16 protein-coding genes are annotated in these 16067 nt (G+C 40.4%); 12 read left to right on the forward strand and 4 right to left on the reverse strand.

Annotated features, from left to right (window positions below; all coding sequences use genetic code 11):
- Positions 1-21 precede the first annotated feature (21 nt).
- Positions 22-978: a tRNA-dihydrouridine synthase gene (locus tag AC3KVK_RS05950; RefSeq protein WP_490313439.1), complete on the reverse strand. Its 957-nt coding sequence runs from the start codon at positions 976-978 to the stop codon at positions 22-24.
- A gap of 270 nt (positions 979-1248) precedes the next feature.
- On the opposite strand from AC3KVK_RS05950, the gene AC3KVK_RS05955 reads away from it, so the two are divergent.
- The 9 genes from AC3KVK_RS05955 (at position 1249) to htpG (ending at position 9809) form a co-directional block, all read left to right on the forward strand.
- On the forward strand, positions 1249-1839 hold the full coding sequence (locus AC3KVK_RS05955; RefSeq protein ID WP_518526930.1) for an HvfA family oxazolone/thioamide-modified RiPP metallophore: 591 nt from the start codon (positions 1249-1251) through the stop codon (positions 1837-1839).
- Positions 1840-1910: 71 nt separating this feature from the next.
- Complete coding sequence (locus AC3KVK_RS05960; protein ID WP_490313667.1) at positions 1911-2750, forward strand: HvfB family MNIO-type RiPP peptide maturase; 840 nt, start codon at positions 1911-1913, stop codon at positions 2748-2750.
- A complete protein-coding gene (locus AC3KVK_RS05965; RefSeq protein ID WP_490313665.1) occupies positions 2750-3496 on the forward strand; it encodes an HvfC family RiPP maturation protein in 747 nt (248 codons plus the stop codon). The genes AC3KVK_RS05960 and AC3KVK_RS05965 overlap by 1 nt, the downstream gene beginning before the upstream one ends.
- 86 nt (positions 3497-3582) lie before the next feature.
- The gene (locus AC3KVK_RS05970) at positions 3583-3708 is read left to right on the forward strand and encodes a hypothetical protein (RefSeq protein WP_490313664.1); all 126 of its coding nucleotides are present in this window, start codon (positions 3583-3585) and stop codon (positions 3706-3708) included.
- Between the two features lie 118 nt (positions 3709-3826).
- Positions 3827-4372, forward strand: a complete 546-nt coding sequence (gene apt, locus AC3KVK_RS05975; RefSeq protein ID WP_490313663.1) for an adenine phosphoribosyltransferase — start codon at positions 3827-3829, stop codon at positions 4370-4372.
- Positions 4373-4375: 3 nt separating this feature from the next.
- Positions 4376-6739 (forward strand): DNA polymerase III subunit gamma/tau, encoded by a 2364-nt coding sequence (gene dnaX / locus AC3KVK_RS05980; RefSeq protein WP_490313662.1) that lies wholly within the window; start codon positions 4376-4378, stop codon positions 6737-6739.
- 58 nt (positions 6740-6797) lie between these two features.
- On the forward strand, positions 6798-7124 hold the full coding sequence (locus tag AC3KVK_RS05985) for a YbaB/EbfC family nucleoid-associated protein (protein WP_490313661.1): 327 nt from the start codon (positions 6798-6800) through the stop codon (positions 7122-7124).
- 9 nt (positions 7125-7133) lie between these two features.
- Entirely contained in the window at positions 7134-7742 is a 609-nt protein-coding gene (gene recR / locus AC3KVK_RS05990; protein ID WP_490313660.1) for a recombination mediator RecR, read from the forward strand.
- A 153-nt stretch (positions 7743-7895) separates the two neighbouring features.
- Positions 7896-9809 carry a molecular chaperone HtpG gene (htpG, locus tag AC3KVK_RS05995; RefSeq protein WP_490313659.1) on the forward strand — a complete coding sequence of 638 codons (1914 nt, stop codon included), beginning with the start codon at positions 7896-7898 and terminating at the stop codon, positions 9807-9809.
- A gap of 219 nt (positions 9810-10028) precedes the next feature.
- Here htpG and AC3KVK_RS06000 read toward each other — a convergent pair whose 3' ends face one another.
- Positions 10029-11051, reverse strand: a complete 1023-nt coding sequence (locus tag AC3KVK_RS06000; protein ID WP_490313658.1) for a glycosyltransferase — start codon at positions 11049-11051, stop codon at positions 10029-10031.
- A gap of 4 nt (positions 11052-11055) precedes the next feature.
- Entirely contained in the window at positions 11056-12177 is a 1122-nt protein-coding gene (gene glf / locus AC3KVK_RS06005) for a UDP-galactopyranose mutase (RefSeq protein ID WP_490313657.1), read from the reverse strand.
- A 318-nt stretch (positions 12178-12495) separates the two neighbouring features.
- Here glf and adk point away from each other — a divergent pair, with 318 nt between their 5' ends.
- On the forward strand, positions 12496-13140 hold the full coding sequence (gene adk / locus AC3KVK_RS06010) for an adenylate kinase (RefSeq protein ID WP_490313656.1): 645 nt from the start codon (positions 12496-12498) through the stop codon (positions 13138-13140).
- A gap of 86 nt (positions 13141-13226) precedes the next feature.
- Here adk and tpx read toward each other — a convergent pair whose 3' ends face one another.
- Positions 13227-13811, reverse strand: a complete 585-nt coding sequence (gene tpx / locus AC3KVK_RS06015) for a thiol peroxidase (RefSeq protein WP_490313655.1) — start codon at positions 13809-13811, stop codon at positions 13227-13229.
- 236 nt (positions 13812-14047) lie between these two features.
- Here tpx and AC3KVK_RS06020 point away from each other — a divergent pair, with 236 nt between their 5' ends.
- Both AC3KVK_RS06020 and AC3KVK_RS06025 read left to right on the forward strand, forming a co-directional pair.
- The gene (locus AC3KVK_RS06020) at positions 14048-15052 is read left to right on the forward strand and encodes a response regulator (RefSeq protein ID WP_490313654.1); all 1005 of its coding nucleotides are present in this window, start codon (positions 14048-14050) and stop codon (positions 15050-15052) included.
- A 4-nt stretch (positions 15053-15056) separates the two neighbouring features.
- On the forward strand, positions 15057-16022 hold the full coding sequence (locus AC3KVK_RS06025; protein ID WP_490313653.1) for a sensor domain-containing diguanylate cyclase: 966 nt from the start codon (positions 15057-15059) through the stop codon (positions 16020-16022).
- Positions 16023-16067: the final 45 nt, after the last annotated feature.

A 16067-nucleotide genomic window follows, 5' to 3' on the forward strand; every position in this document is an offset into this window, starting at 1 on the left:
TTCAGCATGATTTGAATCAACTTAGCCGATATTAGCATGACCTTTTACTATCTCAAGAACAGTCGTGTTATCGTGATGACGCTTAATCGCTTCAAATAAGCTCACAGCTCCAGGGTATGTCAATTTTAGATAGGCTAACCATTGTTTTGTTCGCGATGCAAAATATTGACTATTTTTATCACCGCAACTATGCATACCTGATTCTATAATTTGTGTCAGTAAGCTTTTCCATTCGAGAGCTTGATATGGCTGAGCCGCATTGCTCATAGCGATTTCTTTGGCCAAATCGGGTTGCGCTAGTGCACCTCGACCAAGCATTACATCGCTACAGCCGCTGCGCTGCTTACATCTATGGTAGTCGTCAACAGACCAAACTTCACCATTTGCGACAACATGTAAATTTGTTCGTGCTTTCAGGGGCTTGATTTTTTCCCAATAGGCTGGGGGGCGGTAGCCATCTTTCTTAGTACGAGCATGGATGGCGATACTTGTAGCATTTGCGCTGGCCACAGCATCAAAAATTTCTTGGCTTAAACTGTCATCATCAAATCCTAGACGAACTTTTGCCGTTACTTCATGGGCAGGATCAACGGCTTCTCTAACAGATTTGACGATCGCATGGATGATTTCAGGATCTTTGAGTAACACAGCACCGCCACGGCTTTTGTTTACCGCTTTAGCAGGGCATCCGAAGTTTAAGTCTACCCCATGAGATCCGAGCTCAATTGCTCTTACTGCGTTTTCGGCGAGCCAGTGTGGTTCTTGTCCTAAAAGCTGAATACGTACAGGTGTACCAGAGTGAGTTTTTCCCTCTTGATGGAGCTCAGGACAATAACGGAAAAAAACCCGAGAAGGCAGCAATTGGTCGACGATACGAATAAATTCAGTGACACATAGATCAAATCCACCTAAACCAGTTAGAAATTGGCGCATCTGAAAATCCACGACACCTTCCATCGGGGCTAAAATTAACTTCATAGTTTCTATGTGCTATCAATAAAAAAGAGGGCGCATTATACCTAAGCCGTTTAGAGATAGCAGTATGTCGCGTTTTTATTTTTAGTAGATTGAATATTAATAAGTTTAATCACTAATTTATCAATTCACTTGAAAAAAATAGTATTTAATATCATAGTTTTATGCTTGTTTATAAATAAAATAAAAAACTATGAAATAAAATAAAAACCTTGCTGGTCTTATTTAGTAAGTCAGCTTAATTATGCAGTATTAACAACAAGAGAGTCCGTTATGAAAAACTTGAAAAAAAATTCAGTCGCTTTAACTTTAGGTGCAGTTGTTATTGGTTCATCAGCATTAACTTCTGTTAATGCTGAAGCGAATCCATTCGTAATGTCAGCAATGGTTAGTGGTTATCAACTTGATGCTGAAGAAGGTAAATGCGGCGAAGGCAAATGTGGTGAAGCCAAAAAGTCTGAAAAAGAAGGCAAGTGCGGTGAAGGTAAATGTGGCGAAGCTAAAAAAGCCCACAAAGAAGGCAAGTGCGGTGAAGGCAAATGTGGCGAAGCTAAAAAAGCCCACAAAGAAGGCAAGTGCGGTGAAGGCAAATGTGGCGAAGCTAAAAAAGCCCACAAAGAAGGTAAGTGCGGTGAAGGTAAATGTGGCGAAGCTAAAAAAGCCCACAAAGAAGGAAAATGCGGTGAAGGCAAATGTGGCGAAGCTAAAAAAGCCCACAAAGAAGGCAAGTGCGGTGAAGGCAAATGTGGCGAAGCTAAAAAAGCCCACAAAGAAGGAAAGTGTGGTGAAGGTAAATGTGGCGAAGCTAAAAAAGCTCACAAAGAAGGTAAGTGCGGTGAAGGTAAATGTGGTGGTATGAAATAAGCCCATAATTTTCACGCTCAATTTGGCCAGTTTAACTGGCCATATATTTTTTGTTTGTGCTAGGTGTTGATGTGAGTAAAGTAAATTCGATTGGTCATGCAGGGCTAGGTTTGAGACGAGAAATGCTCGATGACATGTTGGCGTTAGTCGATAATGGTCCTGATTTTTTAGAGGTCGCCCCTGAAAACTGGCTCGTATTGGGGGGGAAATTCGGAAAACAGTTCAGAGCGCTCACAGAGCAAAATTCGTTCGTTTGTCACGGATTATCTTTATCACTCGGATCACCTGATCCTATAGATATCAACTTTGTAAAACAGCTAAAAGTGTTTTTTAAGCAACATGATATTAAAATCTACAGCGAGCATTTGAGTTACTGTTCAGGCAATGGCCATATGTATGATTTGATGCCGATCCCATTCTCTGAGGAATCTGCTCACTACGTCGCTGATCGAATAAAGTTAGTACAGGACATTTTAGAACAGCGCATTGCTGTGGAAAATGTTTCGTATTATGCAGCTCCAGATCAAAAAATGTCCGAAATTGATTTTACAAATCTAGTGCTTGAGTTGTCTGACTGTGATTTATTACTAGATGTGAATAATATTTATGTAAATTCTATTAATCATGGCTACGATGCGACGACGTTTTTAAAAGCATTACCAAGTCAGCGTATTGCGTATGGGCATATCGCTGGTCATTATAATGAAGCAGAAGACTTGATTATTGATACACATGGTGATGATGTGATTGAGCCTGTCTGGCAATTATTAACTCAAGCGTATCAGCATCATGGTATATTCCCGACTTTGTTGGAAAGGGACTTTAATTTACCGACAATCAATGAACTTTTAGAAGAAGTGAATAAAATAAGAAAAACTCAATCAGCCGCCAGTCAGTTAGAGCAAGTGTAATGAGCAATTTCCAACATACTCAACAACAATTTATGGCACATATTCGTGATCCCCAAAATCATTCAGTACCTGATGGTATCGAAGATCGCCGTATGGCTATTTACCGAGATTTGTTTTTTAATAATATCGAAGGGTTTATTAGCTCAGGTTTCCCGGTTTTGAAATCATTGTATTCTCACGATCAGTGGCTCGAAATAGTGCGCCAGTTTTTTAAGCTGCATCAATGTGAGTCCCCATACTTTTTACATATCGCCCAAGAGTTTTTAGATTTCCTTTCACAAAGCTATCAGCAGACAGAAAACGATCCAGTTTATTTACTCGAACTAGCCCATTACGAGTGGGTTGAATTAGCACTGTCAATCGAAGAAGAGGATGTCACTGAGAAATTACTCCACGAAAGCAATTTGCACAAAACACCTTTGTTTTTAAGTCATTTAGCGTGGAACTTGAGTTATCAATATCCCGTGCAGTTTATCAGTGAAAGTAATTCTAGCCCTGATATAGTTGAGCAAGGTAATTATATTGTGGTTTATCGCGATGATCAGGATGACATCCAATTTATTGCTATTAATGTTATGACGGCATTGTTACTACAAATTATTGAGCAGCACCCGGGGTTGGCGTTAGATCAAGTGGTTAGCCAGATCCACCATCAAGCGACCCATCTGAGTATTGAGGTGATATTACAAGGTGCTAAGGCCATAATCACTGACTTAGGAGCAAGACAAATTATCGTCACCCGCTAGAAAAAATGAGTTATCGTCTTTATTAACCTCGTCGCTTGCTCTATTATTGCGCCCGCGTAGTCGTGTTTAATCTAGAGGTAGTCGTAATGGCACATAAAGGTGAATTTAAAGACCCATTTAATGTTAAATACTTTTTAGCATTTTTGATTGTTTTTGCAGTCATTGGTTGTTTGAATGGGATACTAGGATGGGTTAAGGTATTATCTGCATAATATCATCGCATCCATAGGCTGCTTAGGCGGCCTTTTTTAATGCCAAAAATTATTCAAAGCTGCCTATTTGGCAGAAAATTTGTATAATTGCCCTTTAGTAAAGAATGAGAAAATTAACATGTCACAGTCTACCTTAGACTATATTAAAAACAGCATCGCCACTGTTCCTGATTATCCTAAAGCGGGCATCATGTTTCGTGATGTTACGAGCTTAATTGCAGATCCTAAAGCTTTCCAAGCAGTTACAAATTTATTTATTGCAGCCTATAAAGATCAAGGTTTTACCAAAATCATAGGTACAGAGTCGCGTGGTTTTATCTTTGGCGCACCTTTGGCTGTTGCGTTAGGGATCCCATTTATTCCAGTGCGTAAGCCAGGGAAATTGCCCAGAGAAGTGATTAGTCAAGCGTATCAACTAGAATACGGTGAAGATGTTCTCGAGATCCACACTGATGCCATTGTTGCTGGTGACAAAGTGTTATTAGTGGATGACTTATTAGCTACGGGTGGTACGATAGAAGCGACCTATAAATTAGTTGAGCGTTTAGGTGGTCATGCCTCTGATGCAGCATTTGTTGTGTCTTTGCCTGAGTTAGGTGGAGAGCAACGTATTGAAAAATTAGGCATCAATATTTTGAAATTAGTTGAGTTTGAAGGCGAATAAGCCATGAGTTATCAGGTCCTTGCACGTAAATGGCGACCACAAAATTTCCACCAGTTAGTGGGGCAAACGCATGTTAAACAAGCATTAATCAATGCGCTAACCCAACAACGCTTGCACCATGCATATTTGTTTACTGGTACACGTGGCGTGGGGAAAACCACCATCGCAAGGATCTTTGCTAAAAGTCTCAATTGTGAACTCGGCATTACTGCCACGCCTTGCGGAGTGTGTAGTGCCTGCCAAGATATTGAAGCGGGGCGTTATATCGATTTATTAGAGATTGATGCGGCATCACGTACTAAAGTCGAAGATACCCGAGAAATACTCGATAACGTGCAATATGCACCGACTCGTGGTCGTTATAAAGTGTATTTAATCGATGAGGTGCATATGCTCTCAAAGCATAGCTTTAATGCCTTGCTTAAAACACTTGAGGAGCCGCCTGAACACGTTAAGTTTTTGCTCGCCACCACCGATCCACAAAAGTTACCTGTCACGATTTTATCGCGTTGTTTACAATTTAATTTAAGTGCATTATCGCGCACTGAAATTGGCGCCCAGCTCAAGCACGTGCTTGAGCAAGAGCAGATTGCATTTGATGAGCAAGCTTTGGCTTTGTTAGCAAAAGCTGCGGACGGGAGTATGCGTGATGCACTTAGTTTAACCGATCAAGCTATTGCACAGACAAATGGTCAAGTCATGTCCGGTCAAGTTAAAGCGATGCTTGGCTTGATGGATGGCAGCTGGGCAAAACGTCTATTGCTGAGTATAGTCGCGAACGAAGGCGCGCAGCTTTTAGAATTAGTCGCTGATTTAGCAAAACAAAATGCAAATAGTAAGTCTGTACTCGATGATTTATTGAGTTTGACACATTTGTTGCTATTGTCGAAATTGGTGCCAGAAGCCGCATCCTTGAGTGATGAAGATAGCCCATTTATTCACGAAATGAGTCAACTTATTTCATCGCAACAGCTTCAAATTTACTATCAACTCCTGTTAGGCGGTAAAAAAGACTTACAGTGGGCACCCGATGAGCGTTTAGGTTTGGAAATGGTGTTGCTAAGACTATTAGCTTTTCAACCATCTCCAACAGAGAATCATGTCGCTGCAGCTTCCGAAGCCCCATCGGGTTCATCTGGCGCAATGAGTAATATTCGACAACTTTTAGCGAAATCATCCAGTGCAGATAGCCCGAAACTTCCTCCTGAATCAGCATTAGATAAGAGTTCACCCGCAAGTACACCAGTATTTGAAATGCCTTCTACAGAACTGACCCGTTCACACATTACGCCCAGCGATCCCTTAACAAGCGAGGTGGATAATTCGGAGCTCGCAAGTCAGTTTACTGATGTCATGGGTCAAGCAGATGCGATACGAGCTGCGTCAGAGCAACAGTTTGTTCAGCAACGGCCCTTTTTAGAAGAACAAGAAGCTACTGTGATAAAACCGCAATCGGAGCTGGTGCCTCAAGCTGATGACTTAGTACTCGAGCCGTTAATGCAAGGTGATTCTTGTAGTGTTGACAATACTGCGGATGGTTCAGCTGAAACCGCGACTGATACAGAGTCCACAGATAGTTTACTTGCAACAGGTAAAAATTCAGCTGAACAGCTTGAAAGTCAAATGTCAGGTGCACAGTCGGCGATAGCGGCTATTTTACGCAACCGAAATGTGTCAGGTACAGGGCAGCTCCACAGCATGCAGCCTGAAAGTATTGAAACTCCTCAACGACAGGTGACACCAGAGGTAAAAAAGACTGAGCCCCATCAAGGGGGCCAAGAGCAAATAGAGCGAGTTGTAGTAACCCAGCAACCTGTAGTGAAAAAAAGAGCTGACTTAAAATCTCGCCATGTAATGGATCCGGCTAATTTAGCGCCAGAGTTACTTGTTCAAATTAGTGAACAAAAACCCGAGCCAGAAGAAGATGAACCAGAAGTGATCGAGACCCCAGAGGGATTTATTAGCCCTTTGACGTCCATTCGATTTGCACATCAGCAAGATCATTGGGCACAATTGATCGAAAATATGGCTTTAGGTGGGCGGATACGTCAATTTGCTCTGCATGGCACTTACCAACGGAATGAAAATCAGGTTTATTTACATATTGACGTCATTCAGCAGCACTTAGATAGCCAAATAATGCGTGAGCAATTAACGCAGTCTTTAAGTCACGTCCTTGAAAGTCCGATCGCATTGCAGGTAGACTTTATCGACAATGTTGAAAACACACCATACCGTATTCAGCAAGACTTAGATGAAAAGCGTTGGCATCATGCAAAGCAAGTGATTGAGGAAGACCCTATCACGGTCGAATTTCAGCAGCGTTTTACAGCGAGTATTGATGAAAATAGTATCCGGGCATTGTAATCCACAGACGAAGTGATTATCTTGGCCAGATCAAACTTAGATAAAGAGAGAACAAATTATGATGAAAGGTGGAATGGGTAACCTAATGAAGCAGGCGCAGCAAATGCAAGATCGCATGCAAAAGGCCCAAGATGAAATCGCTAATATGGAAGTCGTTGGAGAGTCTGGTGCAGGCCTTGTTAAAGTCACCATGTTAGGTAATCACAATGTACGCCGTGTTGAGCTGGATGAAAGCTTAATGGAAGACGACAAAGACATGATTGAAGATTTACTCGCTGCAGCGGTAAATGATGCCGTGCGCCGAGTGGAAGAACAAAGCAAAGAGCGTATGGCGAAAGTGACCGGTGGAATGCAAATGCCACCAGGCTTCAAAATGCCGTTCTAAGAGCATTTTATGAAACTTTCAGCAAACTTGACTCAATTAATCAGTAGCCTACGCTGTTTACCCGGCATAGGCCCTAAATCTGCGCAACGTATCGCTTTTCACCTTTTAGAAAGGGATCGCGAGGGAGGAACTCAGCTTGGTCATGCATTGACCCATGCCATGGAGAAAGTAGGACATTGCCAAACATGTCGGACTTTTTGTGAAGAGCCGATCTGCGAACTTTGTCAAAACCCGAAACGGATTGATTCTGGTTTACTGTGTGTTGTTGAATCGCCCTCTGATGTGTTGGCGATAGAACAAACTGCGCAGTTTTCAGGCCGGTATTTTGTTCTAATGGGGCATTTGTCTCCGCTTGATGGTATTGGCCCAAATGAAATAGGCCTTGATGAGCTCGAACGCCAGTTTGTAAAAGGCGATATCCAAGAAGTGATATTAGCCACGAACCCGACTGTCGAGGGTGAAACTACGGCGCATTTTATTGCAGAGTTGTGTCAAAAGTATCAAATCTCAGCCTCTCGGATTGCCCACGGGGTCCCGGTAGGTGGTGAGCTTGATTTGGTCGATGGTAAAACACTAGCTCATGCCTTCAATGGTAGAAAAGTGGTCGCTGTGGACTAAGCGAACATGCTGAAAGTAAATTAAATAGCCAGCTTTCCAGCTGGCTTTTTATATTTTCTGTGTACAGAATTTTAAAATCCCCTTGAAGTCTGTTTCGCAACCCCCATATACAGTGCATATCCACTTGGTTATCGCATTTAAATGGAGAACGCAATGACAGCAACTCAAAAAGAAACATTAGGCTTTCAAACCGAAGTAAAGCAACTTTTGAACCTAATGATCCACTCACTTTATTCAAACAAAGAAATCTTTCTACGTGAATTAGTGTCAAACGCTTCAGATGCTGCAGATAAACTACGCTTTTTAGCTTTATCAAATGGTGATTTATATCAAGGTGATGCTGACTTAAAAGTACGTGTTAGCGCTGACAAAGATAAAAAGACAGTGACTATTTCTGATAATGGCATTGGTATGACCCGTGATGAGGTCATTAGCTCGTTAGGCACTATCGCCAAATCAGGCACTGCTGAATTTTTCAAAAATTTAACCGGTGATCAGGCAAAAGATTCACAGTTAATAGGCCAATTTGGTGTGGGTTTTTATTCGGCATTTATCGTGGCAGAGTCAGTAACAGTTCGCACGCGTAAAGCGGGTGAAGATAAAGCGATTGAATGGCACTCACAAGGTGAAGGTGAATACACCCTCGAAGAAGTAGAAAAAGAAACTCGCGGTACAGAAATTATTTTACATCTTCGCGAAGAAGAAACCGAGTTTGCTGATAATTTCCGTTTGAAAAGCATCATAACTAAATATTCTGATCATATCTCAATTCCTGTTGAAATGTGGCAAGACGAAACACCTGAGTCAGACGGTCCTGATGGAGAAAAAATTCCAGCAGTACCAGGTGAATGGCAAGCAATCAACAAAGCAACGGCGCTGTGGACGCGTGATAAATCAGAAGTCTCCGATGAAGAATACAAAGAGTTTTATAAGCATGTGAGCCATGATTGGGAAGAGCCTTTATCTTGGGCACACAACAAAGTTGAAGGTAAAACAGAATACACCAGCTTATTGTATATCCCTAAAAAAGCGCCATTCGATTTATGGAATCGTGAACGTCAAAGTGGCTTAAAACTGTATGTACAACGTGTTTTCATTATGGATGATGCCGAACAATTTATGCCAAGCTACTTACGTTTTGTAAAAGGCTTATTAGATTCGAATGACTTACCACTTAACGTGTCGCGTGAAATTTTACAAGATAACAAAGTCACCCAAGCGATCCGTAAAGGCTGTACGTCGCGTGTATTAAAAATGCTTGAGCGTATGGGTAAAAACCGCCCAGAAGAGTATCAAACATTTTGGGATGAATTTGGTCAAGTGATCAAAGAAGGCCCAGCCGAAGATATGGCGAATAAAGAAGCCATTGCCAAGTTATTACGTTTTGCTTCAACTGATTCAAATGAAAGTACGCAAACTGTTTCGCTTGAAAGCTATATCTCTCGTATGAAAGAGGGCCAAGAAAAAATTTACTACGTGGTAGCTGATAGCTTTGGCGCTGCGAAAAACTCACCGCATTTAGAGATCTTCCGCAAGAAAGGTATTGAAGTCTTGTTGCTTTCAGATCGGGTTGATGAGTGGATGATGAGCCACTTAACTGAGTTTGATGGTAAGCAACTAAGCTCAGTAACCCGTGGTGATCTTGACTTAGGTAAGCTTGATGATGAACAAGACAAGCAAGAGCAAGAAAAATCAGAAAAAGCGGTCGAAGGTTTAATTGAGCGTGTTAAAACAGTATTAGCTGATAAAGTCAAAGAAGTACGTTTTACTCATCGACTCACTGATTCACCTGCATGTGTAGTGACAGATGAAAACGATATGAGTTCTCAGATGGCGAAATTAATGGCATCAGTAGGCCAAGCCATGCCCGAATCTCAGCCAATCTTTGAATTAAACCCTGAGCATCAACTTGTTACTCATCTAAATGAGTTACAAGATGAAGAAAAGTTTGCCCAGTGGTCAGAAGTACTCCTTGATCAAGCGTTGCTTGCCGAGCGCGGTAGCTTAAAAGATCCTGCCGGTTTTGTGAGTCGTTTAAACAAACTAATGCTAGATTTAAGCAAATAATACGCTGTTTTTTAGTTGCAAAAGGAGAGCCTAAGCTCTCCTTTTTACGTTTTAGTGTGGTGATGTAAAATTAAAAACGACTAAAATAAGGAGGTAGGTCGGGGGGAATTTCGGAATAATTAAATTGACTAAACTATTCAATGTGGTGGTTGTTATCTAAAAATAAACCCCATCGATTGATGGGGTAACGTGTCTAAATAAGAGTATTTAAAAATCGCTTTAGCAACCGAGTGCTGTGAGCGCCCGCGTTAAATATTGACCCGTTTGTAAGTCGGCTTTGACTTTCAGTACATTGGCTTTCATTAGCATTATTTGTTCAGGCGCTAATTCACTTAAGCGTGATTGAATCTCGTTGAGTGAGCTTATTTTGATACCAATCCCGGCAGCTTCGACAAAATCAGCCATTGCGGCTTTATCCCAAATAATAATAGGCATTTCACAAAGTAAATATAAAGAGAGCTTATGAGGGTTATTGAATTGCAAATATTGACCTGTCTCACCATCACAAGAATCGAGAGAATTTCCGTACCACACCAAGCCAAAATCCCCATCAATGAAGTCAATGACTTTATCCGCAGGAAAACACCCTTTGTAGTCTAAGCGCGTATTTTTGCTATCGTGCACTTTATTTACATCGAAGCCAACACCATAAAGATCGAATTTAAAATTCCCGCGTTCTAAATGATCAAGCTCATAAATGAAGGGACCCATGTTACCAGCAAATACCACTCTGATTTGTTTAAAATCGATAGGCGTCCGTTTAGCATCTGGCTGATCGGTATGTAAATAATCAAATGCTTCGATATTAGCGATCTGCGCTTGGATGTTTTGCTGGTCAAACCATGCTCGCATTTTATCATTGTGGACAATTAATTTATCCGATTGATTGAGGATCGCGATTTCTTTTTCCGAGAAACCGTACTTACCTTTGAGGCTGCGCACATCATGTACAACGGTCAGTACTTTACATTGCTTTAATTTTGCACCCCAAAGACAGTAACCATAGAATTTATGAAAGGGGTATTGTAAACAAAGTGTACTGCTTTTTTTGAGGCGGATTATTCCCCAAGTAACACTGAGCGCGCTGATTAAAGTACCTAAGATTGAATTGGAAATCCATGTTTGTTTAAAACCGATATTCTTCCAACCATTGTTTTGCAAAATGGTTTCGCAGTCCATTTTTGCTTTGCCAGCAGCATCAAATTTAGAACGGTAATTGCGTGCAATATAGACTTTATTCATCGTATTATTTTAGTTCCTGTGCTGTGAGAGCTAATGCGGCTTCAATGGTGTCATCCATATCATAATATTTATAATTTGCTAGGCGCCCACCAAAGAGAAATTTATCCGCGTAAGGAGCCGTTTTTGCGAGAGCTTGATAACGAGCCAAGAGTTGGTTGTTGGTTTCATCATTGATGGGGTAATAGGGCTCGTTATCTTGACTAAACTCATGTGGGTATTCTTTGGTGATCACTGTTTTATTGTGTGTACCAAATTCGAAATGTTTGTGCTCCAGAATACGGGTAAAAGGCACGTCTTTTTCGGTATAGTTAACAACCGCATTTCCTTGGTAGTTTTCTTCATCAAGGACCTGTGTGTCGAAGTGCAAACTTCGGTATTCTAACGCGCCAAATTGACAATCGAAGAACTCATCAATTTTTCCAGTATACAGGACTTTATCGGCTAGTTGATTATAGGTGTGTGTGTTGTCAAAATAATTTACGCCAGTTTTTACTTCAATACCATCAAGCAAAGCATCGGTTAGCCTGTTGTACCCACCAATCGGGATCCCCTGATATAAATCATTAAAATAGTTGTTATCGAATGTAAATCTAAACGGTAATCGTTGAATTATAAACGCCGGAATTTCGGTCGCAGGACGGCCCCATTGCTTTTCCGTGTAACCTTTAATGAGTTTTTCATACAGATCACGACCCCCTAAGAACAACGCTTGTTCTTCTAAGTTTTTAGGGTTTAAGTCTGCATAAGGAGCACGTTCTTTAGCGATTCGCTCTTTGGCTTGCTGCGGGGTGGTGACTCCCCATAACTGATAAAAGGTGTTCATATTGAATGGCAAATTGTAAAGCTTGTCCTCAAATCGCGCGACGGGTGAGTTGACATAATGATTGAACGAGACAAATTGGTTCACATAGTCCCATACTTCTTGATTACTGGTATGGAAAATATGCGCACCATACTTATGCACATTGATGCCTTCGATATTTTCACAGAAAATGTTACCGCCAGTATGCGAACGTTTATCAATCACTAGTACTTTCTTTCCTTTATCCGTCGCTTCACGTGCGAACACGGCACCAAATAAACCGGCACCGACAATTAAGTAATCATATTGACTCGTTATCATCATAAAGTTCTCATTTTATTTTTTTGTATTAAGCGTAATTTGCAAAAAAAACTATACCAGAATTATGTATTTTAAAAATCAGTTGTTTGTTAAGTTCTGTTAATGCGTCACCCACTAGCTTAAAGAACAATAGTGAAAGTTTATTTAATCAGTTTACATGATGCAATTGGGCGAAAATCAGATATAAATGTTGTTAAATACCTGCTTTGTTTATTTAACTTCTCAATAGTCTAAAACTTTTGGCTATAGGCTATTGAGTATCCACAGCGCTTGTGGAAGAATTCCCACTCTTAAATAATCATGACACATGAGGACAGTGATATGCGCATTATTCTTTTAGGCGCGCCAGGTGCGGGTAAAGGTACACAAGCTCAATTTCTGATGGAGAAGTTTTCTATTCCACAGATTTCTACGGGTGATATGTTACGTGCTGCAATTAAAGAAGGCACGCCGCTTGGCTTAGAAGCAAAAAAAGTGATGGATGCAGGTCAATTGATCTCTGACGATATCATTATTGGTTTAGTTAAAGAGCGTATAACTAAAGCTGATTGCGAAAAAGGTTTTTTACTTGATGGTTTCCCTCGTACGATTCCACAAGCTGATGCAATGAAAGAAAATGGTGTAGTCGTGGATTATGTCTTAGAGTTTGACGTTGCTGATGAAGTGATTGTTGAGCGCATGGGTGGTCGTCGTGTTCATCCTGGCTCTGGGCGTGTTTACCATGTGGTTTATAATCCACCAAAAGAAGAAGGTAAAGATGACGTTACTGGTGAAGAGTTAATTATTCGTGCTGATGATGTGGAAGAAACAGTGCGTAAGCGTCTAGGGATTTACCATGAGCAAACTAAGCCATTAGTTGATTATTATCAAGCAGAAGCACAAGCTGGCAATACTCAATACCATAAATTAGACGGTACACAAGCTGTTGAAGCTGTGAGCGCGCAATTAGGTGCGTTGTTAGGTTAAGTGCTAAAGTACAAAAAAGCTCTCAGAATTTGAAGTGACCCCCAATAGTTGGACATTCCAATTACTGGGGGTCTTTTTATGTCGATTTATAGAGTTTTAAGGGCTGCTTCCACACTAGTATATTCAGGCTCTTTCGATAAAACAGGCACTAACTGCTTATAGATTATTTTATGCTCTTTATTGAGTATAAAAACTGCGCGGCTGAGTAATCCCATATCTTGTATAATTAGCCCGTATTTCTCCCCAAAGTCGTGCCAAACAGAATCTGATAACGTGGTCACTTTATCTATATTTTCGGCCTTACAAAAACGTTTTTGAGCAAAAGGTAAGTCCGCACTTATCGTTAACATTTCTACATCAGGGTATTGTGCCGCAACGGTTTCATTAAAATGTTTCGTTTGTAAACTACAAATCCCTGTATCTAAACTTGGCACAACACTAATCAACACTGGTTTATTTTTAAATTGAGATAGCTCAATAGGCATAAACTTATCATCAACGACTTTAAAGTTAGGTGCTGTATCACCTTGCTTAACGCCGTTACCAAGCAATACCACGGGTTTCTCTCCGGCAATAACATGACCGGCATCGAGCTGATTAATAGGCGATGAAGAGGCAAAAGCCGCAGAAGTGATACAACAAGAAAGAGAAAAAAGGGCGATACGTAACATGGTTTTGCTCCAAAAAATGAATATTTTATTAGCATCTTATGGAATCAAATATTTGTAAAGAAAAACCCTACTTCTATAAATAATCGATGAAAAATGAGAATAAATAGCTCTGAATATTAGTTTTAGTGGCAAAGCGCTTACAAAGTTTGCTATGTTTTAACCTTGAAGTGAAGAATGTGTGAATTTCATTAAGTTCTGCTCTAAACTAGTAATTATAAAATATAAAGAGATTGTTTATGGCTACCCCGATTCTTATATGTGATGATTCTCGACTCGCTCGTCGTCAACTTGCACGCTCTTTACCAGAGGATTGGGATATCCAAATAGAATATGCCGAAAACGGCCTGCAGTGTATTGAGCAAATTCGTAAAATTAATCCTGAAATTCTTTTCTTAGATTTAAACATGCCACAAATGGATGGCTATGAGGTTTTGCAAGCTATCCAAGAGCAAGACTTAAATGTATTGACCGTCGTCGTATCTGGGGATATACAGCCAACTGCGCACCAACGAGTAATAGAGCTAGGTGCGATTGATTTCATAAAAAAACCTTGTGATGTTAATAAATTAGCAGAAATCATCGAAAAGCACGGTATTAAAGACCGCGCAATACGCGAGCGCTTAGCCAACTCATTGGGTGAGCAACTCGATCCTGATATTCGAGATATTTACCAAGAGTTAACTAATGTTGCGATGGGTCAAGCAGGAGACCTACTAGCTCGTTTACTGAATGTGTTTGTCAAATTACCTATTCCTAATGTTAACGTACTTGAAGTCAGTGAACTGGATATGGCGTTACAATCGATTGATAGTAACGCAAGTACCTCGGGTGTCTGCCAGGGTTTTATTGGAGGAGGAGTGTCAGGCGAAGCATTGTTGCTTTTAAATGACTCGAGTTTTAAAGAAGTGGCTTCTTTAATGAATTTTGAAGGAGAGCTCAATAGTAAAAATGAATTAGAACTGTTGATGGATATCAGCAATATCCTTATCGGAGCTGTATTAACGGGGTTATCTCGACAACTTGATATGCCATTTAGCCAAGGACACCCTGTGGTAATGGGACAGCACTGTGACGTTCATGATTTAGTTCGCACTAATAAATCTAGATGGCAAAGAACACTGGCTATTGAGATTAGTTATGGAATTGAAAATCATGATATCAACTGTGATTTAATGTTGTTATTTACTGAAGACTCATTAAAAACGCTGAAGTATAAAGTTCAGTATTTACTAGAAGATTAAGCCTATGCCTGCTGCTGATTTTGAGATGAATGAAATCCATTGGATGATGGATATGTTTAACACTATAGATGTTGGTCTTGTGGTATTGGACAGAGACTATCGTGTGTGTGTGTGGAATGGATTTATGGAAAACCATTCTGGTTTATTACCTAGTGCAGTAAAAGATAAAAATGTCTGTGATATTTACCCAAGTATCGATGAAAAATGGTTCCGTAGTAAAGCTGAATCAGTGTTTGTTTTGAAAAATCGCTCCTTCACTATTTGGGAGCAACAGCCCTATATTTTTAAATTTAAAAACTATCGTCCGATTACAGGCAAAGCGGATCATATGTATCAAAACTCGACGTTTATTCCATTGAGTAATGTACGGGGCGAAGTTTCTCATATTTGTATCATTATTTACGATGTCACAGATGAAGCAATTAATAAAAAAGAACTGGAAGATGCTAATGCTAAGCTGGAAAGCTTGAGTAGAACGGATCGTTTAACAGGTTTATATAATCGCGGATTTTGGGAAGAAAACTTAAAAAAAGAATTCAAACGTATGCAGCGCAGTGCAGGTTGTAGTTGCTTGTTAATGCTGGATGTCGACCATTTTAAACGCATAAATGATAAATTTGGGCATAGTGGCGGTGATGTTGCGCTTCGTCACATCGCAGATGTACTTAAGAAAACACTTCGCGAATCCGATGTAATAGGCCGTTTTGGTGGCGAAGAGTTTGCGGTTACTTTAGTCGATACTGATATAGAAGGCGGAAAAATATTTGCCGAACGAGTCAGAAAAATCATGTCAGAATCAACAATTTTATTTGATGAGAATGAGATTAAACTCACCATTAGCCTTGGCTTAGCGGCTTATAAACCGAGTTATACCAAGCACGAATTATGGATTGCTGATGCAGATAAGGCTTTATATTTTTCTAAAGAAAATGGCCGCAATCGTGTTACGGTTTTAGATGAGGTCTCATAGAGATAACCTGAAATAGATAAGCGAGTTCAACCTCGCTTATCTATT

The organism is Pseudoalteromonas sp. J2K-J979 (genome assembly GCF_058169715.2).